Genomic DNA, 23,924 nt, shown 5'->3' with positions numbered 1-23,924 from the left:
GGCAAAAAGGATTCCTAAAATGAGCGAGGAAATAAACAGCAAAAGAAAGCGATCTTTGGGGAAAGATACTGTTTTACGATTGTGTGTGAAAAGATAATCCTTATAAGGATATATCACTCAATTTCTGCTGTATGAAATCAATCAGTGCTCTTGTTTTAGCGGGTAAATAACGACGATTTGAATAAAGTGCAAACAATTGCAATGGGGCTGCCGATTGTTCAAACTCTATCTCGACTAGCCGTCCGTCACTAAGATAAGGTTGGCAAGCTTGTTTCGATAAAATTGCGAAACCGACACCTGCTACAGCAGCTTGGCCTGCCATTTCTCCGCTGTTTACCCGATAGTGTCCTTTAACCTTGATGGTCTCGAACTCATCCTTTTTATTAACAAATTGCCAAGGAGCACCTTTGAGCGCACTGACTGTTGTAATACACGGTAATTCTTCAAATTGCTGGATATGAGTAGGCGTGCCATAACGCTGAATGAGAGAAGGAGCTGCCACAATGGTGCAAGGGATAGTCACCAGATGACGAGCGATGTAGTCACTGTTATCCATTTGACCGCGGCTAATAATAATAGCTAAATCCAGATCATCTCGCAGAGACTCAAAACCCGACAAATTTGTGACACAGCTTATTTCTAGTTCTGGATACTGACAGGCGAATTCTGCAATCACAGAACCTAGCAATGCAGGGCCTATTTCAGTGGGAATACAGATTCGTAAAGGACCTTTGAGCTGCATTTGCCGCAATGTTAACTCTGTCTCCGTTTGCTCAAGCGCTTCGAGTAATGGCTTTGCTCTGGTATAGAGTAGCTGCCCCGCCTGAGTGACTTTCATATGTCGGGTGCTGCGCTCAATGAGCTGAAGATCGAGTTTTTCTTCTAACTGAGAAATACAGCGACTCACGTTTGATGTTGGCATTTCAAGGAGTTTCGATGCACCCACAAAACTTTCTCTTTCAACCACAGCAACAAACACTTTCAGGGTATTAAAATCCAGAGCCGGACGCATCAATTGTCCCATATTTGATAATAATAAATGCAATTTTTACCATATAATCAATACTATTGATAGCAGTTAAACTCGGACATCTTTTATCTATAGGTTACTGCGATGTCCCTAGCCAAACAGACGTTTAATCATAAAGCCCTCATGTGGATAGCCACTGTCATTGCTTTCGTCCAGTTCACGAATGCACTGGAATATATGGTGTTTAATCCTATTTTTGTTTTTATGGCGACAGATTTTGCAGTGCCAGTATCATTCTCAGGTTATGTTTCAGGGATGTATACGCTTGGCGCGGTCCTTTCAGGAATTATTGCTTTTTACTGGATTGATCATTTCAATAAAAAGCGGTTTTTAATTATCAATATGGCGCTGTTGGGTCTACTAACACTTTTAACTACCTGCACATCTAGTTTTAGTCTTCTACTTGCACTTCGATTTTGTGCAGGGTTGGTCGGCGGTACCACCATGGGAGTGGGTATCAGTATATTAATAAACAACGCACCGCCTAATTTACGGGGGAAAATGTTAGCGACGGTGATCGCGTCATTTTCAATAGTAAGTATTGTTGGAATGCCCACCATATTATTTCTATGCACTCACTATGGTTGGCATGTGGCTTTGTGGCTCATAAGTGCATTGTGTGTGTTGGCATTGCCACTTATTGTATCGTTTATACCCAAAGACCAAGTCTCTTTAGATACGGTTAGTGCGTCGCCTTTAGATGCAGATACTCTACTGTTTGCCTCTGCTAATGCGCTCGTACAGTTTAGCCCTATGCTGGTTATTCCTATTTTGGCACCCTTAATGATTCAACAGTTGGGCGCTTCGCAAGACCTACTGCCTTGGCTATTTTTTTGCGGGGGCATGATAGGTTATTTATCTACAAAAATAACAGGGGCGTTAACCTCCCGTTTTTCTGCTTTGGTACTGGCTACAGGTTCAACTATTGTCTTTATACTAAGTTTGCTTATACCAGTGCTAGGCTATGAGCATGCAGCGTTATTTATTAGTTTATTTCTCGGTGCATCTTACAGTCGTTTGGTGTCATCTTCAGTGGTTACGATTCAGTTTCCTAATGATCGGCAACGAGCTGGATTCTCTTCATTACAAACATCAATCATGTATCTGATGACAACCGTCGCATTTTTCCTATCCGTTTTTCTATTACCAGACCATGACATGGCACCACAAAGTGTAAATAAGTTACTGGCGATATCCGCAATTTCAGCAGCAGGCTTCCCAATTCTCGTTATTATTCTGCAAAAGAAGCTGGCTAAACGTGTGCCCATGAGCTAATTCTAAAGCCACTATTTTTCCGTACATTAAAATAGTGACGATTAAAAAAAATTGGCCTCTGGCTCATTACCCATTTTCTTGAAATTACATTTAGGCGTTCTGGTACATGAGCCTTGAAGGTCAAATACTTATTAAAATTTTCCTTGCCTCAATAGAGAGACAATATATTTCCTTCCCAAAAAATATATACTATGGGGGAGTATCATCAAAAGACCATAAATATGGAAATTAACAGTAATTTAGAACGCTACCACTCTCATCAGTTCGATGAAGGAAACCCGCTGGCTCAAAAGAAAATTTTGATTGCAACGATTTTAACTGCCGTGATGATGGTCTTTGAAATTGTGGGTGGCTGGGTCTTTAACTCCATGGCTCTTTTAGCTGATGGCTGGCACATGAGTTCACATATGGTTGCTCTAGGGCTGGCTTATGTGGCTTACAAAATGGCTCGTCGTTATGCCTACGACAAACGCTTTAGTTTCGGAACTTGGAAAATCGAAATTTTGGGTGGGTATAGCAGTGCAATATTATTAATGGTCGTTGCACTTTTAATGGGGTTTCAATCTATCGAACGGTTACTCCATCCTGTTGATATTCATTATAATGAAGCGATTTCTATTGCTGTTGTAGGTTTGGCAGTCAACTTAATCTGTGCGTGGTTATTACATGATAATCATGAACATCACCACCACCATCATGACCATGAGCATAGTCACCACCATCATCATGATCACCATCACGATTTAAATCATAAAGCTGCGTTTCTACATGTGGTTGCCGATGCCGTAACGTCTGTATTAGCCATAGCCGCACTTATAGCGGGTAAATATTTTGGGTGGAATTTTTTAGATGCTTTATTAGGTATTGTAGGGGCGATACTTGTTGCACAGTGGTCGTGGGGACTTTTGCGTGACACAGGAAAAACTTTATTAGATGCTGAAATGTCACATCCAGTTGTAGCTGAAATACAAGAAGTGATTGAGCAATTATCCCAAGTAAAAATTACAGATTTACATGTATGGAAAGTCGGTAAAGGAAAATTTTCATGTATTTTGGCTTTAGAAACGGACCGAACAGATTTAACACCTGATTCAGTTAAAAAAGCCTTGTCTATCCATGAAGAAATTGTACATGCCAGTGTAGAAATACATTTTGTCTGACCATCTCTGTAGAGTTAGGATGAAATCACTGGTAAAATCCTCAGCATTGTCATTGGGGAGTAGCCATTCCTAGTACCCGCTAGGAAGACCACGTCAACAAACTTGAGATCAGTATCTCATGGCGTGTTCAGCCACTGTATATACAGTAAGAGCTAGGCGAGACCTTTGGCCGCAACGTACTTTGCTAGTCGGGCGAGGAGCGTTGTCGCGCCAATGGTTTCTTATTTCGCCCGGCTGGAACTATTCCTATGCTCCTCACGTTCATCTTATTCTTTTTGTCCGCCGCGGCAATTTACCTAGCCTGTGAATATTTCGTCAATGGAATTGAATGGTTTGGTAAACGTCTTAATCTTGGTGCAACCGCAGTAGGTTCAGTACTCGCAGCTTTTGGTACAGCGTTACCTGAAAGTGCGGTGACCTTTATGGCCGTTGTGTTTGGTAATACCCCAGAACAAAAAGACCTTGGTGTTGGAGCTGCAATGGGTGGTCCATTGGTTTTAGCAACCTTGGGTTACGCCGTTGTAGGTCTGGTATTAATTCTTCATCGTAAAAAGTTAGCTCGAACTTCGCATAAAGTACAAGTTGATTACGGTCGCTTAAGCCGAGATCAAGTCTCTTTCCTTGCCATCTTTGTTTTAAAAGTAGCACTTGGTTTAGTCGCGTTTGCCATTAAGCCTTGGTTAGGTATTCTATTTTTAGCGGCCTATGCAGCTTATGTTTGGCGTGAGATTAAGGAAGCAGATACATCTGCCGATGAAGAGGAACTTGAACCTCTCAAGTTTCGTCCAAACGCAGCCGAACCGTCACTGGGGTGGGCTGGCCTACAGGTATTGGTCGCTTTAGTCGTCATTAGTATTGCGTCGCATACTTTTGTGGCTCAGCTTGAAGCAATTGGTACAGCGCTAAGTTGGCCACCACATTTGGTTGCTTTATTACTGAGTCCAGTTGCGACCGAATTACCTGAAATTATGAATGCGCTGATTTGGGTACGCCAAGGTAAAGAGCGTTTGGCTTTAGCGAACATTTCTGGTGCCATGATGATTCAGGCCACCATACCAAGTGCTTTGGGTATATTTTTCACACCGTGGCGCTTTGATACGTTGCTACTAGCATCTGGCATTATTACTGCACTGGCGATTGTGTTTTTATGGAATTTATTCCGCCGTGGTGCGGTCGATGATCGATCATTAGTTGCAGTAAGTGCTTTATATGGCGTTTTCGCAGTTTTGGTTGTGATTTATCTCTAATACGCATTCATGCGTTGCAAGGTGACCAGCGCGTTTCAGCTATTTTCATGACTATTGAACGGCTAATCTTATACACTCACGGGTGTATAAGATTACGATACAGAAAATTCTTTAGAATTCGCCTAATTTTTCACTAGTTAGGGGCTGTACCTGAGCCGTAGACGCATGTATCGTTAAGTCTTGATACTTTAAAATTAAAAAGTGTTCGAAACGCAGTATCGTTCAGTTAAACCGCTGAACTGTAGCGACGCTGTTGAAGAACACCAAATCTCAAAATGAATAGTACAAATAAGAAAGGAATAAAATATTACGTTTTATTGGTAAATATTGAGATGGAGTATCAATGACCAAGCTGGGGGTCTTTGAAGAAATATTTTACGGTTGATTTATTTATGATAGCTTCGTCTTACTTTAAAAAACGCAAGAAAAATTACCGTAACGTAAAAGACCAGCAGCTTACAATTGCAGCCAAAGCAAATATCTTTATTTGTATTATTTTTTGTTTGTTTTGGACTATTTATTTCGCATTTGCACACATGTGGCTGATTGTTTGTATGGATATTGGTTTCACACTAGTTTCCATGTTTAGCCTTTTTCTCATTTATAAAAACCGTATTTCGGCGGGCATACTTTTATCACAAGCGGTTCTACTGATTTTCCCAGTCGTTTTTTGCCTGTTTTTCGATATTGCTACACCTCATCGGCCTCAAGTGGCGCATTTATTTTTGCCTGCCGGCGCAATACTGGGGTATTTAAATTACCGCCGTGATCCAAGCTTTTTACAAATCATTTTAATTTTATTATCGATTGGGTGTTTTATATTTTTTAGTGGTACGTCTTTTACGCTTAATAGCGCAGTACCTTTGTCGGAAGATATCCGTAATCATGGTGGGTGGATTGCAACTTGTGTGGCTACTCTCATGATTTGTATATCAATTTATACCATGCAGTTAGAGATACAAATAGAAAATAGCATGGTGCATGACCTACGTTTAGCACTCAGCAAAGAACAATTTGAGCTTTTCTATCAACCGCAAATCAATTCCTCTGAACAATTAATTGGCGCAGAAGCCTTGTTAAGATGGCATCACCCAACTTTAGGGTATATTCCTACGCAAGATTTTATTCCTGCAGCAGAAAGTTTTGGATTAATGCCAGAGATAGGCGAGTGGGTGTTAGTTCAAGCCTGCAAAGTTTTACAAGACTGGAGCAAAAAAGAGGAAACTAAAGATCTTACACTTTCAGTCAATATTAGTGCTGACCATTTCATGCAACCACTTTTTGAGCAAACTATAATCGCTATGGTTGAAAGATATGGCATTACTCCATCTCGACTCATTTTAGAAATTACTGAAAATATAGCCTTAAATAACTGTGCAAGCATGATCGAAAAAATGAATTTCTTGTCTAGACATGGCATTCAGCTTTCACTTGATGACTTTGGTACAGGTTATTCATCTTTAAGCTATTTACAGAAAATGCCCATTAGCCAAATCAAAATTGATCGTAGCTTTGTAGAGGCAGCTTTGGATGATAAACGCAGCAATAAACTGGTCACGGGTATTATTAAAATTGGTCTAGATTTAAACCTTCGCGTGCTGGTAGAAGGTATAGAAACGGCTGAACAATTTAGTGCTTTTAAAAGTAATGGCTGTACCGAGTTTCAGGGCTTTTTATGGGGCTGTCCGATGCCTTTAAATGACTTTATCAAACAGTTGCCGCATTTTAATAAATAAGCAAAATAGCTTTTGATAAGAAACGTAGTTGATAAAAGAGATTTGATTTTATTTGTTGGAAAGATAACGCAATGAAGTTTGATATAGCGCTCTTTCTCTATTGAAATTAAATAAAACTTAAAAATAGCTGTTTAATAGCCATAAAGTAACATAATATAAACAATACTTACTCAATGTTACACAAACCTACAAGTTGAAATATAACTTGAATCATACTTACTTTGAGAGACCACCTAATACCGCTTCAAAGATAAGGGAAAAACCTTAATGCCACAATACTTAGCTATTGCAGAAAGTGTGTATAGGAAAGTTAAAGACGTTGAGCTTTTTTCAGATGACACTATTGAAAATCTTAATAATTTAATGATTTTTATACGCAAAGAGATAACGGGGAGTGTATTCAAATTAAAGTATAACTACATTGATTTTGAAGAAGCTTTAACAAAACCATTAAGTGAATGCAAAGTAAAAATAGATGTTAGCCTTATTCCACACCATAGTATGGAGGACGAATATATTTTATGGCTAGCTGGATTTATTGAAAAAATTACGGAAGGTGGGCCTAGACCACCGCCACCTATTAAGAAATATATTCCTGAATTTATTAGCCTCGAGTCAGAACTAGATTTTTTGAATATTCCAAAGGAAAAAGTTTTAAATGAAGGCGAAGAAATTAAGAACTATTTTAATTCGGAAACATTTATCAAAACTTTGAAAAAGTAATTGTTGAATGCACTCATCAATAAAAGCCGCCTTATAGCGGTTTTTTATTGAGTTAAAGAATAATGAGTGACTTTTAGCTTTTAATGATTTCTAGTGAACAAAATCTTTAAAAATTTTCTTTATTTGTTCTATAGTGATGAAATCTTAAACTTTTGAATAGAACGTTGTTATGGCAAGAGAATATAAATATTACCAAGTAGGATCTACTCACTACAACCTTGAACAAGTTGTTAAATTTACAACCAGTGCCGATTTGAGATCTGTTCTAGTTCGGTTTACAGATGGCTCAGAAGTAGAGTTTACTTTTGAAAGTGAAGATGAGTATTCAGAGTTTCTGCAAGTGATGAGAGGGTTAGCATTTTAATTTTTGTATATAATTTATATAATCATTAAAGTAGTTAAATTTTTATAAGTAATTGTTATTTAAAATATAATAAGGAAATAAATATAAGAGGTAATGTTCAGGAAATCTAAATCTTCTAAAGAAAATAAGTCTAATATTAAGACACACTTTGCAAACGCGTGTAGATTCGGGGTGTGTTAGCATGATTTCCTATACCTCTAGATATTTACAGTATGACGAAATCTGAACCGCAGTATCAATCTGGGCAGTTTCAATTTTCCTTTCTATCATTAAAGTATTGGGGTATCTGGTTTACAGCTTTTACTCTTATGTTTCTTGCGTACTTGCCTTGGGCAATCCAGTGGCGTTTAGCAAAACTTTTTTCAAAAATTGCTTGGACTCTATTAGCTTCAAGAAGAAAAACAACTTTAAGAAATTTAGAAGCTTGTTTTCCTGAAAAAACACCTGAGCAAATTGAAACCAAAGCCAAGTCAGTTTTTACAGATACAATGATTGGTATATTTGAAGCCTTAAATGCTTGGTATTGTCCTGCATGGTTTAAAAAAAGGGTTCATATAAAAGGTTTAGAACATCTGGAACAGAATCGGGATAGGGGTGTTTTGTTGTTAGGCACACATAGCACTTTATTAGATGCTGGAGGCGCTGCTTGTACCTTATTTTTCGATATGGATGTGGTGTATAGACCCCAAAATAATCCTTTTATGGATTTTCTCATTCATCGTAGTCGTGCTCGGGTTTATAAAAACCAAATTGCGAAAGACAATATGCGTAGCTTAATTGCGAAACTGAAAAATGGTCATGCAATCTGGTATAGTCCTGATCAGGACTTTGGTTTAAAGCAAGGTGTCATGGCATCATTCTTTGGAATACAAGCCGCAACAGTAACGGCCCACCGAAGACTCATGGACATTTCAAATGCTGTCGCAATCCCATTATATTTTTATAGAAGTGGGGATATTCGAGACCCTCAATACAATGTACTGATTGAGCCTAAACTTGAAAATTTTCCAAGTGAATGTGAAGTGAATGATGCTGAACGCGTCAATAAAATTATTGAAAATCAAATTCGAATCGCGCCAACACAGTACATGTGGTTTCACAGACGGTTTAAAACTCGTCCTGTCGGTGAGGCAAAGTTCTACTGATTAATTTGAATATCATCTTTAGTGACTTAAGTTTTAAATTTTTATTATTTTCAATGATCTATTTTATGTTGCTTAAACAGCGTATGAAGTAGATCAGCTTTGCTTAGCCAGCCTTACACTCCCGTACAGATTATCACTTGTTTCTAGCTGTACATTTATGTATTACTTTAAATTCCAGTACTACAATAAAAAGGAATTTTGTATGAAGTACATTAAGTATATTTTTGCCGCATTAGTCATCGCGCTTTCTGCTCCGACTTTTGCAAAAGGCCATGGTTATCACGGCTCACATCATGGTTATGGTCATGCTTATCACGGCAGCCATCATGGTAAAGCATATGCTTATCATGGCACTCATCATGGTAAGGGTTACTATCATAATAAAGCACATGGCGATCATGGTTCTGATATGCATAGCCACGGACGCGGTCATATGTAATTCAACGCACTACAAAAAATCCCGCCATACACTGCGGGATTTTTTATGACATCGTCTTACGTAGTTATTCTCTTGATTTGTTTAGGTGGGTAAAACTCTAACTACTGTAAGGTCTTAAAGCTTAGATTGAAAAGTTTAAATATTTAACTCAAAGTTTACCTTTACGCGATCTAAAACAATAAGTGTTCTATAGGTTTTGACGTCTTCATTATCAGCGAAATGTTTTCTAACCAAACTTTCAAAATGAGATAAGTTGTTGCTCAGCATGATAATGATAAAAGAGACCCCGCCATTCACAAAATAGCACTGCTGAATTTCTTCAACGGAAGCAAAGTACAGTTTTGCTCTGTCCATAACAACAGAACGGTCTTCGCTCAGTCGGACTTCAATAATAGAAGTAATTTTTTCACCAAATTTAAGCGGATTTAAGATAGCGCAATTTCTTAAAATAATTTCCTTTTCTTCCATACGCGATATGCGCCGTTGAACAGACGCAGCGGATAGTCCAATTTTTTCAGAAATTTCTCGATGAGAAGTTTTATTGTCTTTTTGCAGTATTCTTAAGATTGCGTAGTCAAAATTATCTAAAGAAATTTCTGACATGAGTAAATCTCTCATTAAGCTTTAAATATAGAGTTATTTAATCGTTATATTGAGAGAAATAGAAGAAATATATTGATTATATAGAACTAAAATTTCAATCATTCCCAGAGCGGTAAATATGATGATTGAGACAAATTCCAGACAAGGCATAGCATTTGCAGCCGCATTTTTATCTTTAGTTTCTGTGCAAATAGGTGCATCAATAGGAAAAGTCCTTTTTCCAATTCTTAGTGCAGAAGGAGTGACCTTAACTCGACTTGCTTTGGCAGCATGTTTCTTATGGATTGTTTATAAACCTTGGAGAGACTGGAACAAACAGACCAATTGGAAAAATCTCATTATTTATGGATTAATCCTAACCTTAATGAATACTTTAATTTATAAAGCATTTTCTTATATGTCTGTTGGCATTGCTATTTCCATTGAGGTGTTGGGACCACTTACAGTTGCTATTTTAATGTCTAAAAATAAATTAGATTATTTTTGGGGTGGATTATCTATTATTGGTTTGCTTTTTTTACCTATGGGCAATTCAAACCATAACTTTAGTTTTATTGGTATGACGTATGCGCTTGTGGCTGCCGTGGGTTGGGGACTGTATATTATTTATGGCTCTAAAGTTGCACAAGGTGGTGGCAGCTCGGTTGCAACAGGAATGTTTCTAGCGGCTTTGTTTGCAACGCCTTTAGGGGCAACTCACTTTATCCATATTTTTGATAGTTATAAGATTCTTCTTACCTGTTTACTCATGTCGATGCTCGCGAGTGCTATACCATTTATATTAGATATGGTTGCTATGAAAAAACTGCATCCGCGAGTTTTTGGAATATTAGTGAGCGCATCACCAGCGGTGAGTGCTTTAGCCGGGTGGCTGATTTTAGATGAACGATTAAATCATTTTCAAATCATTGGGATCGCAATTATTATGGCATCGTGTGCCGGATGTTCTTATTTTTCTTATAAACGTAATGCTGCATAAACCTGTTCTTCTATGATGGCTTATTTCTAAAGCTGGATGAGTCATTTGAGGGGGAGAGAAATAATAAATAGAGCCCCCTTAAAAAGGCTGTCTCTGTACAAAAAGAATATAAAAACAGCAAGTAACACTTACTCAAGTATCATTTTAATCTGATTGATATTTATACAATATAGTTACCAGATCACAAGGATATGAACTCATGAAATTTCTAAAGTTTTTAACTTTTAGCACGATTCTTACGTTATCCGCACATAGTTATGCGACAGTGGGCGGTGGACAAAAAATTGAAGTATTGGGCTATCAGCAAAAAGAGAAGAAGCTTTATGTATTAAGACATTATGAAGATGGTCGAGGACGTCTACCACAACTCTATTATTATCTATTAAATAGTAAATCGCCTGATAAACTTATCGAAGTTAAATCTCTCTATATCAATCCAAAAACAAATAAAATTGATTATGATCAAGATAGTACAGCGTTTAATAAGGCGCTTAAAAAAATTAAAAGGAATTTAACTCCTTTGATTGTAAGTAATAGTAAGACCGTAAAAATTCAAACAATAAAAACTCATCAGAATCAAGTATCGTCTTGGTTTGATCCTTCAGGAAAGATCACGCAATATAAAACAGAATATGTTGTAAAATCGCCGTCTTTACAAAGTAAGACCCATGTTGCGGTTCATTACACCAAAGCAATAAAAATTTCCCAAAATTATAGTGTGCCTAAACACAATAAGAGGTTGGTTGTCGTTAAATATTTGGGGGTTCCAGAAGAAACTGGTTACGATATTGAAGACCCTGTTTTACTGCTACCTATGAAAAAATAAGTTGAAGTATCGCTTTTTAACCTTTTATTATTTAGCTTTAGTTACTGAAATTTCTCTAAATTTTCTTGGGCTATAACCATAAGTTTGAATAAAAGATCTGGTAAACGCAGCTGGTGAAGAATAGCCAACTAAATCAGCAATTTGTGAAACACTTTTATTCGTTTCAATTAAATATTGTTTTGCTAACTTCATTCGCCAATGTTTGAGATAATTAATTGGGGTAGTACCGACCAATTCTATGAAATTTTTTGAAAACTTTGATTTAGATTGATTCGTTTCTCTGGCAAGAATTTCTACGGTCCACTCTTCAGTAGGATCAGAATGCATTAAGAATAAAGCTTTGCTAATAGAAGGATTCTGCAAAGCTGAAATCCAACTTTTATGGTTAAGTGTTTCTTTATTTAGCCAGAATCGTATTGACCACACTAACAGCAAATCGATAACACTTGAAAGCATAACCTGACTACCTAAAGAAGGTTGATCAAGTTCTAATTTTATTGCAGCTACTGTCATTGGTATCCATTCAGCAACTTTACCATCTTGGTCGGAGGGAACGACTATATATTTAGGCAATCCTTCAGCGATTGTTTGTCCATATACACCATTTAATTGAAAAACACATGTAATAACAATTGGTTCTGCAGCTTTATCTTCTATAATTTCGATAGAATGCTTAAATCTCGAAGGAATAACGATAACATCTCCGTCGTTTACGATCTCATTTATTTTTTGTTCATCACTTTTAATTTTAAAACTACTTCCTTGAAATATATGAATATACGAATAATCACTATCCAGAAAAACAATATTTTTATTTTTATAATTTTCGACTTGATAAATTTGTCCTGATATTTTTGCATTCTTATAAATATCAAAAAAAATATCAGTTAATTTATTTACATCTTGCTCATTTTCCATCTCACTACATCTCATCGAAAAAAATGTTTCTGCAAAAAAATATGCTGTTTTGGTAATTGTGGAAAGTAGTTTTATAACAAATAATCATTTTACGGAGATTTTATAGTTTGATATTTGATCAAATTATCGAAACTTTATGGATAAATATTTTTAATTTAATTTATTAAATTCAATGTCATAGAAAAATCTAGGAGTAAACGATGAGTAATAAACCAACAATTATATTAGTACATGGCTTTTGGGGAGGTGCAGCCCACTGGAGTAAAGTTATTATTGAACTTTCCCATAGAGGCTTTACCTCATTACATGCAGTTGAATTGCCTTTAACTTCACTAGCTGATGATGTTGAACGTACAAAGAAAATGATAGCTCAGATTGATGGCGACGTAATATTAGTTGGACACTCTTATGGAGGTGCCGTTATTACTGAGGCTGGTAACCTTCCAAATGTAGTTGGTCTAGTCTATATAGCAGCGTTTGCTCCTGATACAAATGAGAGCCCAGGGGAGATTACGCAAAAGCATCTACCTGTCGCTGCTCCTAATTTATCACCAGATAGTGATGGTTACCTCTGGCTTAAAGTAGACAAATTTCATGAAAGCTTCTGTCAAGACTTAACAGAAGATGAAGGTCTAGTGATGGGAGTAACACAAAAAGCTCCGTTAGCAAGCACCTTCGGCGACACGATTTCGTCACCTGCTTGGAAAACTAAACCTTCTTGGTATCAAATTTCTACTCAGGATCGAATGATTAGTCCAGAAAATCAAGAGTTTATGTCTTCTAGGTTAAATGCTAAAAAAGTTATTTCTTTAGATGCGAGCCATGCTTCATTAGCTTCCAAGCCAGTTGAAGTTGCGGATTTAATAAATGAAGCTGTTTCTTTTTTTAATTAATAAAGTTATTTAATTTAAATAGATAATCAAATTAAGAAGTTAAGAAAATAATAATTTTTTTAACTTCTATTTCAGTATAAATATAAGTTCATCTCATAAGAGTCATCGCTAGCAATGTGTATTATTGTTAATGAAAAGTTAATTATAATGTTTTGAATTCACCTCTTTATAAACCCAATTTAACAATAACCTACTCATTGTTTAGCCTTACTTTTTTACTGATCTAATTTAAAACAAATGTCATTTTGTGTGCTTGACGCCAATAAACTTGGGCACTATTCTTTGCCTGCTGGCCACATTGCCAGTCGGTTTTAGCAGACCGTGATGAAAGATCGCATCAGAGTTATTCCGTCTGAGGAATACTCTTATGTGTAAACTCCTAGTCTCCTCCCGTAGCGGTAGGACGGGAGAGGGACACCTTCGGGTGTGCTGGTTATATCTTTCACCAGTCTGCTAACCCTTTCTCGTTCTGCCACCATAATTTTAATGTCGGCAGAACTCCCAATAAAAAAGGAGTTGGCTTTGCACATCCATCATTTCTTGGCACCCTTTGCCAAAAGCTATAACGATACAGCTTAAAAATTTACAGCAGCTTGAACTCCATAAGGTTTTCAGGCTTTAAGTCATTTTTACTTAAAACTTAGCAACAACAAAACTTGAGATGTGCCAAGCACAGTCTTTACGGCTTTGCTGTGCCTTTTTTTCTCCCAAAAGGGACACAGGCTTTTTATCTCATTTAGAAACAACAAGAATTTTATAACGGTAAAACTATGTCAACTTTAGAACTATCTTCTAAGAAATTACAGGTTATTCAAACCGCAATCCAACTCTTTACCACTCGTGGCTTTCACACCTCAGGCGTAGACCTGATTGCTAAAGAAGCCAACATCACCAAATCCACGTTTTACAAATATTTTGGCTCGAAAGAACGCTTAGTCGAAATGTGCATCGCCTTTCAAAAAAGCTTACTCAGAGAAGAAGTGCTCGCCATTATTTACTCAAGCCGTTACTACACTTCAAAAGACAAACTCAAAGAAATTATTGTTTTACATACCAATTTAAACAGCCTGTATAACCTTTTGCTTAAAGCTATTTTTGAAATAAAACTGCTTCATCCGCAGGCTTACCGTATGGCGATTGAATATCGAAAATGGCTGCGCCATGAAATTTTTGATCTGATTTTTAGCGGAGAAATTAATGAGCCAAAATTTGATGCCAACATGGTAGTAAACCTGATTGATGGTTTGCTGCTACAGGTTTTAAGCTCGAACAGCATTGAGCATAGGGATATAGCCGTAGAGTGCTTTTTTAAGTCGACTTGTTTGAAGTAAAGGGGATTATTTAAATAATAGGATATATGGTTTGCTTGGGGTTTTGTGAGATGAGCAGACCATAGACGCCGTGCGATGAGGTGTGTTATTTTGTTTTACGCTAATCGTAAATAGATTACGTATATCATAATTAAAATGAAATTAATTTAAAGCGCCTCATGGAGAAAGGAATACCATGAAAGAAGTTGCATTGAGTGATTTGATCAATCAGCAGAAAGTTGGACCTTATCAAAAATTTATTCTGGTTACCTGTTTACTGCTCATGATTATGGATGGTTATGACATCCAGTCCATGGCTTACGCAGCCCCAATGATTATAGAAGACTGGGGCGTTCAAAAAACCATGCTAGGCGTTGTGTTTAGCGCAAGCTTATTTGGCTTATTTGTCGGATCATTTTTATTAAGTTCACTTTCCGATCGGTTTGGTCGCCGTCCGATACTACTCATCTCGACCTTTATGTTTTCGGTATTAATGCTGTTGACACCCCATGTAGGCAATATTGAACAACTGACCGCAATCCGCTTTGTTACAGGAATTTTTTTAGGCGGTATCATGCCAAATGTGATGGCTTATAGCTCCGAAATTGTTCCATACAAATCTCGTATTTTTACCATGATGGTCATTTCTTGTGGCTATACGGTAGGGGCAATGTTAGGGGGCGGTATATCCGCCTTATTAGTTCCTTGGGGCGGATGGCAGTCGATTTTTTATTTTGGCGGAATTATCCCTCTAATCATTTTCTTTATTACATTCTTTAAGTTGCCAGAGTCTTTATATTTTTTGAGTGAAAATAGCAAAAACACGCCTAAAATTTTGTTTTGGTTAAAGAAGTTTTATCCCACATTAACGTTTAATTCAGAAATAAAAATTATCAATAATACTGAAGTTCAAGCTAAAAAATCACCGCTTGAGTTGTTTAAAAATAAGCGTGCGTTTTTTACCTATTCCATCTGGATTATCAGTATTTTAAATATGATCAGCCTTTATTTCCTGTCGAACTGGCTACCGACTTTGGCCAAAGAGTCAGGACTTTCATTAAATCAGGCATTAATGATCGGCTCCACTCTACAATTAGGCGGGACGATTGGTAGTGTGGTGATGGGCCTTAAAATTGATAAGACTGGATTTTATAAAGTATTAATTCCTGTTTTTTTGGTTGCAGTGATTAGTGTCGCTTTAATTGGCTATGCTGTTAGCCATATCGTTTTATTGTTTATTATTATTTTTATTGCTGGTTTTGCCATTGTGGGTGGACAACCTGCCATTAATGCCTTATCTGCCAGTTATTATCCAGTTTCACTTCGTACTACAGGGGTGGGCTGGAGTATCGGTATTGCCCGTTTGGGTTCGGTCATTGGGCCGTTATTTGGTGGGTACCTCTCTCAATTTTTGGTCATTACCCATTTATTTGTGATTGCTGCCATACCTTCGCTATTCGTGATTATTATGCTGATTATTCAGGCTAAGTACCGATCATAACACTGTCTACATACAGAATTTACATAGTGCACATATAGACTGTAATTATGATCGGTGAATAGCTACAAAGAGTGGGTCACAAGCTACTTCATGAATTATTTAACTCGATACCACGTTTGGTTTCGGCCAATTGCAGAAATACCAATGTAGCCACGCGCGGTGAGTTTTTCACCATCTGGCGATACAGTTACGCTAAAGCGATAGGTCTTGTCTGACTGAGGGTCGAGAATAGATCCTTTGTCATATTTATTTTTACCTATACTTTTTAAATTTTTGACGATGGTTAAACCAATTAAAGATTTGTTTTTATAAGTACCTTCACACATCGTACATTTGTTGGCTTCGCTTGGAACAAGGATTTTTTCAATATTCGCAAAGAGAAGACCGTTTTTGTCTTCGCTAAATCTAACTAGTGCTCTAGGTTGATTGGTTGCATCATCAATCGTTTTCCAAACACTGCCATGTAGTTTGTCCGAAGCAAATGAATGAATCGAATAAAAGCTAAGTAAAAGTAATAATAAATATTTTTTCATATCAATGGATTCTCGATTTAAAGGTGGATGATTTTAGCCGCTAGAATTATTCATTTTAAATTTAACTTCACAGTTTTCTTAGTATTCAATCTATAAGCTAAACAATATGTAAAGTTATATTCTATCGGGGATTATATTATTTTGATGCCTTTTTTTATGCAATTGCGAGAATGGACAGAATTCTTCGGTTTTTAAAGATTTTTATTTATCCATGCTTTTTACACACTTCTTCAATGCTGTATACACAAAGAAGTGAATAATGAGATTTATAAATTTTTAAGTTTAAAAGCTGTTTATGACACGTCCTCAATTGAACCTCAAAAAGAAAATAGGCTTAGTTTTATTAGGATTTGTTGCTTTGTATTGGATTTCGTTTCCTATTCTTCCTTAGAAAATTAATTTATATTGAATGGAAATAAAAAATATTAACTACTTTTTAAACTAAATAAATTACGTTTAATTCATCACAAATTATAAAAATAATATGAAAATCATGTGATTATTATTGATTGACAGTAGGTGATATTAAGTTTTATAACTTAATGACCCTGAAACTGTTTCTTTAGTAAAACAGAAAAATGACATTATAAAGATGAGTAGAAATTAGAACAAAAAAAGATAAGGAGAAGAAATGAAAGTCATTAAATACGCCTTATTTTCCCTTATGGGAGTGTTGATAATAAATAACGCAGAGGCTGGAAATGCATCTACTTCATTAAAGGTGAGCTTAACCATTGTAGACACTTGTGAAGTTTCAACCCAAGGAAATTTAGACTTTGGTTCAGTTGTACGCGCTCAGCCAGTCGCTGCTGCAAGAACCGATGTATCTGTCCAATGTAGCCAGAATACGCCATATCAAGTGGCGGTCACCTCAGACAATAACTTTGAACTTAAGTCAGCTACCAGTCCAGCATCTGTGGCATATGTGCTGTATCAAGATGCTGGTCATACTCAAATTTGGGGCGGGGCAGGAAGTAACATACACTCAGGTGTAGCAACAGGTATGAAAGAAAATATTCCTATACATGGAGTAATTACATCGAGTACCAATGTTCAGGCTACAAAGTATGAAGATTGGGTGCGCGTAAATGTTGTTTATTAATTGCAGCTCTACAAAGGATAATGAGAAACCTTGAGAGCTGCACAAATAGTTTTATTTATTGGTGAGCCATTCAATTGAGGCATCAAACAGTTTTAAGCCGTCGTCAGATAGATTGGTAAATGTGTCATTGTTAAGAAAAAACATAAGACGTTTTGCAGGCGCTAAAGATTCATAATCCATGGTTGCACCTTTCTCATATCCCCAAATTGCTACTTTTTCAGGTTGTCCATAAATCGTTGCGATAATGGTGGCACCTAAACCCGGCTTACCCCAACTCATAGGGGCTTGAGCTTTATATACATTGCGAGTCCCCGCAGGAAGCTGTGCAGAGAGGGGATGTGGTGCATTGACCAACCACAAATAACGCTCTTTCTCGACTTCACCAAAATCGGTATTAATACGTTTACCTGTCATAGCCAAATCATCAAGATAATCGTTTTCCCACGTCATGAGTGGAATGGGAAGTTGACGCCAACCAGATTGAAGGTTTTTAGAAGCAACTGTAGAAGAAATAATGACTAAGTCTGTGTTCTTTAAACTATTTGGTGAAACAGATTGATCTAACACCTCAACTTGGTAGCCCTTGCTTTGCAAGTATTTTTGAATGGCAATATCTGTACTCGCCGATGCGCCTTTAACTTGAGAGATGAGGGCAATTCGTGTTTGAGCATAAATAGAAGATGTCCATACACAGAGTGCACTGACCATCATCAGGGTAGAAAGAAGCTTTTTCATAATGTTCTCAAAAGAGCAGTGATTTAGGCACTGCTCTGATCCCATGTTTTAAAATTTAAAGGTTGCGCGTAATACTGCTTGGCGAGAGTCACCTTGAGACACAGCTAAATTATTGACGCTAGCTGTGTAGTAGGTTTTGTCAAAGATATTATTTAAGTTAAATTGGAACGTGACCGCTTGTTTGGCAATAGTTGTGTCATAACTCACAAAGGCATTGGCAAGGGTATAGTCTGGCAGGTCAAAGGTATTTTCCGAATCGCCCGCACGTTTACCCACATAATTACCGCTTACGCCAAAACGTAAATTACCGTTGTAAAGTTCACCATAGTTATAGGCCAATGCTAAAGAAGCAGTGTTTTTCGCTACATTATTTAAGCGATTGCCTTCAAGGCCACTTTCATCTTCAGTCACTTTCGCATCTGTATAAGCATAGGTGAGGGTTGCATCAAGCTGGTCAGTTACACGTCCTGTTAGGTCAAGTTCAGCACCTTTAGAACGTACCGCACCTGTCGTATGCAGTTCAACTTCACCAGTTGATGAGTTAGTCACTTTAGCTAAAACGTTACGTTTTTTAATATCGTAGAGTGCAAAGTTAGCTTTGATACGGTCATTTAACTCATATTTCGCGCCAACTTCATAAGACTTGGCTTGTTCAGGTTGAACATCAGAGTTAATAACAGCATCGCCACCCAAAGGTGCAATAGAAGAAGACGGTTTAAGTGACTCGGTATAGCTGCCATAGAATGAAAGCTGGTCATTCCATTTATAAACTAAACCTGCATGTGGTAGCCAAGCATCATCGTTAGTGTTGGTATTTTCTTTAAACGGTCTGCCACGTCCAGCCGTTTGTTGATAGTTCAGGTAACGACCACCAAGTACAGCAATCCATTTTTCATTTAAGTGAATTGCATCTTGCACATAAAAACCGTAAGTGTGCAGTTTATCGGTTTGGTCACTATCTGATGCGACAACATTTTGAGATGGCTCAACAGTTCCATAACTTGGATTTAAATAATCTAAAGTTGAGGTGTTGCCACGAACCATATCTGGACGGAAATACTTACGGTATTCGATGTCTGAACCGAATTGAATATCATGCTTTAAACCAAACAAACTGGTTGAACCATTAATATATGCTTGAGCATTACTGTCTACGCTTTGGGCATTTAAAGTCGCATCGGTACGGCGTGTCACGGTGTGTTTAGCTGTATCTAACTTGGTCACACGTAACTGGTTGGCATCATAAGTTTCGTAGTTGTAGGTATAGCCGAAGTGAGCTGACCAGTTATCATTAATTTGGTGATCTACCAACAATTGCGCCAAATGATCTTCGCCTTTCATTTGGTTAAACGCCTCATCTAGACGTTGGTATTTAGAGATGGGTAGGGCTTTATTGGTTTTCGGGTCAAAAACGGTAGAGCGGTCAAAAGGTACATCAAAGTGACGGTATTGATAGCTTAGGTTCACTTTAGTTTGACCATTATCCCACGCTACAGACGGAGCAATTAAAGTCTGTTTGAGATTACCAAAGTTACGCCAATAGTCCGCATCAGAATGATCGGCAATAAAGCGATAGGCAAAGTTACTATCGCTAATTGCGCCTGTGGTATCTATGCTTGCACCTAAACCATTTTTACCTGCTGCAAAGCTTGAGCCGTAAACGGAAAGTTCAGTTTTCTGGGTAGTCTCAGGTTTTTTTGTAATGACATTGACCACACCACCCGGGTCCATAATGCCATAGAGCAATGAAGATGGGCCTTTTAAAACTTCGACTTGTTCAACTGCCGCATTCATGGTTCGGCCTTGCACAATTGGCATACCATTTACGGTAATTGAACCGTCACGGTTATCACCAAAGCCGCGTTTCATTACGGTGTCTTGTGTACCGCCTAAAGTATTACCCTGCGTAATGCCGCTGACTTGGGTCAGTGCATTGTCCAAGTTTGCAGGCAAATAATCTTTCATGTATTGCTTAGATACAACGTTTACGGTTTGCGGGCTTTCTAAATTTTTTTGTTTGCCTCTGAGGGTCGACGCCGTTTGTGTTGCGATATAACTTGAGTCTGCTTCAGCCTGAACTTTAATCGTTTCTAGTTGTGCTGGTTGAATTGCAGTTGCTTCTGCCCAAGACATCATCGGGATGAGGGATAAAAGTAAGGGGCTACTATGTTTTAAAATTTCAACAGTAATTAAATTTTTACGCGGGGAGAAAGTAAACATAAGTATACCTAAGTGATATAAAAATCGTGAAAGGCTAAAAAAGAGCGACTATTCAAGCGAACAAACAGGAGTGCCGACTAGACTCAAAAAAGTGTGTAAAGTATATATAAATGAGACTCATTTGCAATGTTTTGCAGGCAATAAAGCCGCAGGAAAAATTAATAATAATTTAACTTTTTAATTAGATTATCTTTTATGCTCGGCCACTCTTCATCAATAATACTGAACCTGACTGAATTCCTTTTTCTCCCATCAGGCATAATTCGCTCATTTCTAACCACACCTTCTTTCTGGGCACCGAGTCTTAAAATCGCATTCTGGGATTTTTCATTAAGTACATGTGTTGTGAACTGAACTCTAATGCAATTTAGCTCTTCAAAGGCATATTGAAGCAGCAAATATTTTGCTTCTGTATTTGCGTATGTTCGCTGCCACGATTTTGAGTACCAAGTACTTCCAATTTCTAATTTTAAATTTTTTCTATCTATTTTCCAAAATCTGGTAGACCCAATAACTTTTCCTGTAGCAATATCTTCGACTACAAAAGGCAGAACCGTACCAGCTTGGTAACCTTCAAGTGCATGGTGAATATAGTCATTTACTGTTTCTGCTGAAGGAACTACAGTGAAAGGAAGGTTCCATAGTTCTCCATCTGAAGCAGCGGTAATAAGGTCTTTTGAATCTTCAGTAGTGAATAGGCGTAGTCGTATACAATGGCTTGAAAGCGTTATGTTTAAAGGCATAACAGAGGTCCTAGCTAAAAGGTACTAAATAAAGAGGTTTATCCAAATCTTATTTAAATCGACTATTAAGATCGCCACTTGAAACCGAAGTATTGAGCGAATGGAAATTACCTGACTCGGCAATCGCACTTGCTGTTTTAATAAAACCATCCCAAGCTGAACGAGCTAATGCTCCACCAAGACTAATACGTCTTACACCTAAGTCTGCAAGCTCTGCTGCTGTTAAATCACTATCCCAACCAATTAAAACGTTTACAGGTTTTGGTGAAACGGCATTCACCACAGCGATGATTTGTTCACGAGTTTTAATACCAGGCGCATACAGGCAGTCAGCACCAGCTTCTGAATATGCTTTTAACCTGTTAATGGTATCTTCTAAATCGGGTACACCCACAAAGAAGTTTTCAGCACGACCAATAAGCATGACGTTAGTTCCACTTTGGTCGATTGCTAAGCGTGCTGCTCGTATTCTTTCAACTGCGTCAGGAATATCACGAAGCGGCTTTTCACTATTTCCAGTCGAATCCTCAATAGAAATACCCGCTATACCTGTATCAATTGCCATCAGAACATTTTCAATGACGCCTTGAGTGGTATCTGAAAAGCCACTTTCAAAATCAGCATTTATAGGTAGGTTGGTGGACTGAACCATATAACGTAGATGAGCCAAAGTTTCATCTCGGTCGAGTTGACCATCGGCCTTTCCGCAAGACCATGCATAACCTGAGCTTGTTGTTGCCAGTGCTTTATAGCCCAGTTGTTCGAGTATTTTTGCGCTGCCTGCATCCCAAGGGTTGGGTAAAATAAAGCATCCGTCTTTATGGAGATCGCGGAAAATTCTTCTTTTCTCATCGACTGAATTTTTCATTATTTCCTACTCTTTTTAATGTATTTACTTAAACTTAGCCACTCAATTTTGTCTTTAAACTAAGAGCTTGAAAGATCAATTCAAGTCGAATGACTATAACAACTTTTTAACGTATACAAATACAACCACTTCTTAATTTCAAATAAGAAAATCAAAATAAAGTCATGTCCATTTTGGAGATATTGATTATAGTTTTCTTGAGTTTATATAAATCTGCTTATCGTCATAAAAAATCATAGTGAGTGTTTTATTATTTTTGTAGTTAACAGGGGAGAACCAACCAGAAACTATTTTATGTCTAATAAGGATCCGCTATGAAAAACACTTATTTAGTTACAGGCGCTACGAAAGGTATTGGAAAAGCAATTAGCGACGAACTGTCCTTGCAGGGGCATCACGTGATTGGTATTGCCAGAAATATCGACCATATAGACTTTCCCGGACAGCTTTTTAGTTGTGATTTATCCAATATTGAACAGACTGAAGAAACCTTAGCTTTAATTGCTAAATCTCATGTCATACATGGAATCGTAAATAACTCAGGAATTAGTTTGCCCCAACCTTTGGGCCAGATTTCCTTCCTTGCCTTAGAGGAAGTTTGGAACTTAAATGTAAGAGCTGCTATACAAGTGACTCAGCATTTTGTTGCGCAACTAAAAGAACAGCGCTTTGGGCGAATTATTAATATTGGCAGCAGGGCAATTTACGGAGCAAAACAACGGACAGCATACTCGGCAGCAAAAAGTGCATTGGTCGGGTGTACTAAAACTTGGGCACTTGAGTTGGCTGAGTTTGGTATAACGGTAAACTGTATCGCGCCGGGGCCAATTGAAACGGAACTTTTTAGAAAAACCCGACCCGTTGGAAGTGAAGCTGAAAAAGCGATATTAGAAAGTATTCCTTTGGGAAGGATTGGTACTCCACAAGATGTTGCACATGCAGTCGCTTTTTTATTATCAGATCATGCAGGTTTTATTACTGGCCAAGTTCTCAATGTTGATGGTGGTGGAAGCTTATAGATAATTGTAAAAGTGCTTAGGTACTAAAAATTTAAACTTCATCTTGTCTAGTTTTAAGAAAAGATGAACATATTCATAGGAAAACCACATCCTATGAAAGGTATGACTTTGTAATTTTAATTCATTCTAAATGGCAGACGTAATCAATAACTTCATCTGTGATAATTTTAAATTTACTATTTTCTGGAACATTAAAAGACTCACCACTTGAATAGACTTTAGTATCCGGATCATCGCCAATTTGAACACTACATTTTCCTGAAATAATCTCAATGCGTTCCGAAACGTGGGTCTTAAAAGTTAAAGCTTTCTCTGTTGGAAGAATCACACCTAAAGTCTTTTTTGTACCGTCTTCAAGTTCAATAACATGGCTAATAGAGTGTCCTTCGTAATGAACATTCGCTTTTTTTGTTATAGAAACAGCATCAAATTGATTTGGCATTTTTCTTGTCTCTTTTATTGTACCGAATATGTACAAGATAATAATAAAAGCTCATCTAAACTTTCAAGCTTTAAAAATAGATTGTTAGGTAGACAATAGAAATAAATGCGTCT

At 37.4% G+C, this 23,924-nt stretch carries 24 protein-coding genes and 1 riboswitch; of the genes, 15 read left to right on the top strand and 9 right to left on the bottom strand.

The features are described from left to right. Window positions 1-100: 100 nt before the first annotated feature. Entirely contained in the window at window positions 101-1,012 is a 912-nt protein-coding gene (locus AC1PJ9_RS17425) for a LysR family transcriptional regulator (RefSeq protein ID WP_311087950.1), read from the bottom strand. A gap of 102 nt (window positions 1,013-1,114) precedes the next feature. Between AC1PJ9_RS17425 and AC1PJ9_RS17420 the strand changes: the two genes are divergently transcribed. From AC1PJ9_RS17420 to AC1PJ9_RS17385, 8 genes are all read left to right on the top strand, one after another. Beyond that, window positions 1,115-2,305, top strand: coding sequence for an MFS transporter (locus AC1PJ9_RS17420; RefSeq protein WP_311087949.1), 1,191 nt, complete (start codon window positions 1,115-1,117; stop codon window positions 2,303-2,305). Between the two features lie 221 nt (window positions 2,306-2,526). Beyond that, entirely contained in the window at window positions 2,527-3,465 is a 939-nt protein-coding gene (dmeF, locus tag AC1PJ9_RS17415; RefSeq protein WP_263613343.1) for a CDF family Co(II)/Ni(II) efflux transporter DmeF, read from the top strand. A 38-nt stretch (window positions 3,466-3,503) separates the two neighbouring features. Beyond that, window positions 3,504-3,684: riboswitch (yybP-ykoY riboswitch) on the top strand. A gap of 29 nt (window positions 3,685-3,713) precedes the next feature. After that, window positions 3,714-4,712, top strand: a complete 999-nt coding sequence (locus AC1PJ9_RS17410; RefSeq protein ID WP_263613344.1) for a sodium:calcium antiporter — start codon at window positions 3,714-3,716, stop codon at window positions 4,710-4,712. A 362-nt stretch (window positions 4,713-5,074) separates the two neighbouring features. After that, the gene (locus AC1PJ9_RS17405) at window positions 5,075-6,448 is read left to right on the top strand and encodes a putative bifunctional diguanylate cyclase/phosphodiesterase (protein WP_311071790.1); all 1,374 of its coding nucleotides are present in this window, start codon (window positions 5,075-5,077) and stop codon (window positions 6,446-6,448) included. A gap of 267 nt (window positions 6,449-6,715) precedes the next feature. Then, window positions 6,716-7,171: a hypothetical protein gene (locus tag AC1PJ9_RS17400; protein WP_311071789.1), complete on the top strand. Its 456-nt coding sequence runs from the start codon at window positions 6,716-6,718 to the stop codon at window positions 7,169-7,171. 169 nt (window positions 7,172-7,340) lie between these two features. Further along, window positions 7,341-7,535 carry a hypothetical protein gene (locus AC1PJ9_RS17395; RefSeq protein WP_139887838.1) on the top strand — a complete coding sequence of 65 codons (195 nt, stop codon included), beginning with the start codon at window positions 7,341-7,343 and terminating at the stop codon, window positions 7,533-7,535. A gap of 212 nt (window positions 7,536-7,747) precedes the next feature. Further along, window positions 7,748-8,680 (top strand): LpxL/LpxP family acyltransferase, encoded by a 933-nt coding sequence (locus AC1PJ9_RS17390; RefSeq protein ID WP_311071788.1) that lies wholly within the window; start codon window positions 7,748-7,750, stop codon window positions 8,678-8,680. 202 nt (window positions 8,681-8,882) lie between these two features. After that, on the top strand, window positions 8,883-9,119 hold the full coding sequence (locus AC1PJ9_RS17385; protein WP_311087948.1) for a hypothetical protein: 237 nt from the start codon (window positions 8,883-8,885) through the stop codon (window positions 9,117-9,119). 135 nt (window positions 9,120-9,254) lie between these two features. Here the strand turns inward: AC1PJ9_RS17385 and AC1PJ9_RS17380 are convergent, their stop codons facing one another. Next, window positions 9,255-9,722: an Lrp/AsnC family transcriptional regulator gene (locus tag AC1PJ9_RS17380; RefSeq protein ID WP_022574763.1), complete on the bottom strand. Its 468-nt coding sequence runs from the start codon at window positions 9,720-9,722 to the stop codon at window positions 9,255-9,257. 118 nt (window positions 9,723-9,840) lie between these two features. Here AC1PJ9_RS17380 and AC1PJ9_RS17375 point away from each other — a divergent pair, with 118 nt between their 5' ends. Further along, entirely contained in the window at window positions 9,841-10,701 is an 861-nt protein-coding gene (locus tag AC1PJ9_RS17375) for an EamA family transporter (protein WP_311087947.1), read from the top strand. A gap of 199 nt (window positions 10,702-10,900) precedes the next feature. Next, a complete protein-coding gene (locus AC1PJ9_RS17370) occupies window positions 10,901-11,527 on the top strand; it encodes a hypothetical protein (protein WP_311087946.1) in 627 nt (208 codons plus the stop codon). A 27-nt stretch (window positions 11,528-11,554) separates the two neighbouring features. Here AC1PJ9_RS17370 and AC1PJ9_RS17365 read toward each other — a convergent pair whose 3' ends face one another. Next, window positions 11,555-12,445 carry an AraC family transcriptional regulator gene (locus tag AC1PJ9_RS17365; protein WP_311087945.1) on the bottom strand — a complete coding sequence of 297 codons (891 nt, stop codon included), beginning with the start codon at window positions 12,443-12,445 and terminating at the stop codon, window positions 11,555-11,557. Between the two features lie 200 nt (window positions 12,446-12,645). On the opposite strand from AC1PJ9_RS17365, the gene AC1PJ9_RS17360 reads away from it, so the two are divergent. The 3 genes from AC1PJ9_RS17360 (at window position 12,646) to AC1PJ9_RS17350 (ending at window position 16,149) form a co-directional block, all read left to right on the top strand. Next, window positions 12,646-13,338, top strand: a complete 693-nt coding sequence (locus AC1PJ9_RS17360; protein WP_311087944.1) for an alpha/beta hydrolase — start codon at window positions 12,646-12,648, stop codon at window positions 13,336-13,338. Window positions 13,339-14,108: 770 nt separating this feature from the next. Beyond that, window positions 14,109-14,669 carry a TetR/AcrR family transcriptional regulator gene (locus tag AC1PJ9_RS17355; RefSeq protein WP_263613350.1) on the top strand — a complete coding sequence of 187 codons (561 nt, stop codon included), beginning with the start codon at window positions 14,109-14,111 and terminating at the stop codon, window positions 14,667-14,669. 175 nt (window positions 14,670-14,844) lie between these two features. Further along, window positions 14,845-16,149, top strand: coding sequence for an MFS transporter (locus AC1PJ9_RS17350; RefSeq protein ID WP_263613351.1), 1,305 nt, complete (start codon window positions 14,845-14,847; stop codon window positions 16,147-16,149). 95 nt (window positions 16,150-16,244) lie between these two features. Here AC1PJ9_RS17350 and AC1PJ9_RS17345 read toward each other — a convergent pair whose 3' ends face one another. Then, window positions 16,245-16,682: a DUF2147 domain-containing protein gene (locus AC1PJ9_RS17345; RefSeq protein WP_263613352.1), complete on the bottom strand. Its 438-nt coding sequence runs from the start codon at window positions 16,680-16,682 to the stop codon at window positions 16,245-16,247. A 631-nt stretch (window positions 16,683-17,313) separates the two neighbouring features. On the opposite strand from AC1PJ9_RS17345, the gene AC1PJ9_RS17340 reads away from it, so the two are divergent. Further along, on the top strand, window positions 17,314-17,784 hold the full coding sequence (locus tag AC1PJ9_RS17340) for a Csu type fimbrial protein (protein ID WP_263613353.1): 471 nt from the start codon (window positions 17,314-17,316) through the stop codon (window positions 17,782-17,784). 51 nt (window positions 17,785-17,835) lie between these two features. Here AC1PJ9_RS17340 and AC1PJ9_RS17335 read toward each other — a convergent pair whose 3' ends face one another. The 4 genes from AC1PJ9_RS17335 to AC1PJ9_RS17320 form a co-directional block, all read right to left on the bottom strand. Next, complete coding sequence (locus AC1PJ9_RS17335) at window positions 17,836-18,519, bottom strand: hypothetical protein (protein ID WP_311087943.1); 684 nt, start codon at window positions 18,517-18,519, stop codon at window positions 17,836-17,838. Between the two features lie 48 nt (window positions 18,520-18,567). Continuing rightward, window positions 18,568-20,739, bottom strand: a complete 2,172-nt coding sequence (locus AC1PJ9_RS17330) for a TonB-dependent siderophore receptor (protein WP_311087942.1) — start codon at window positions 20,737-20,739, stop codon at window positions 18,568-18,570. A 158-nt stretch (window positions 20,740-20,897) separates the two neighbouring features. Further along, complete coding sequence (locus AC1PJ9_RS17325) at window positions 20,898-21,482, bottom strand: GNAT family N-acetyltransferase (RefSeq protein WP_311087941.1); 585 nt, start codon at window positions 21,480-21,482, stop codon at window positions 20,898-20,900. 49 nt (window positions 21,483-21,531) lie between these two features. After that, entirely contained in the window at window positions 21,532-22,350 is an 819-nt protein-coding gene (locus tag AC1PJ9_RS17320; protein WP_311087940.1) for an isocitrate lyase/PEP mutase family protein, read from the bottom strand. Window positions 22,351-22,664: 314 nt separating this feature from the next. Between AC1PJ9_RS17320 and AC1PJ9_RS17315 the strand changes: the two genes are divergently transcribed. Then, window positions 22,665-23,369 (top strand): SDR family oxidoreductase, encoded by a 705-nt coding sequence (locus tag AC1PJ9_RS17315; RefSeq protein WP_240060858.1) that lies wholly within the window; start codon window positions 22,665-22,667, stop codon window positions 23,367-23,369. A gap of 121 nt (window positions 23,370-23,490) precedes the next feature. On the opposite strand, the gene AC1PJ9_RS17310 is transcribed toward AC1PJ9_RS17315, so the two are convergent. Next, complete coding sequence (locus tag AC1PJ9_RS17310) at window positions 23,491-23,811, bottom strand: pyrimidine/purine nucleoside phosphorylase (protein ID WP_004702576.1); 321 nt, start codon at window positions 23,809-23,811, stop codon at window positions 23,491-23,493. Window positions 23,812-23,924 lie beyond the last annotated feature (113 nt).

It is taken from the genome of Acinetobacter sp. 70_2 (assembly GCF_056736115.1).
This window is presented reverse-complemented; position numbering and strand designations above follow the sequence as displayed.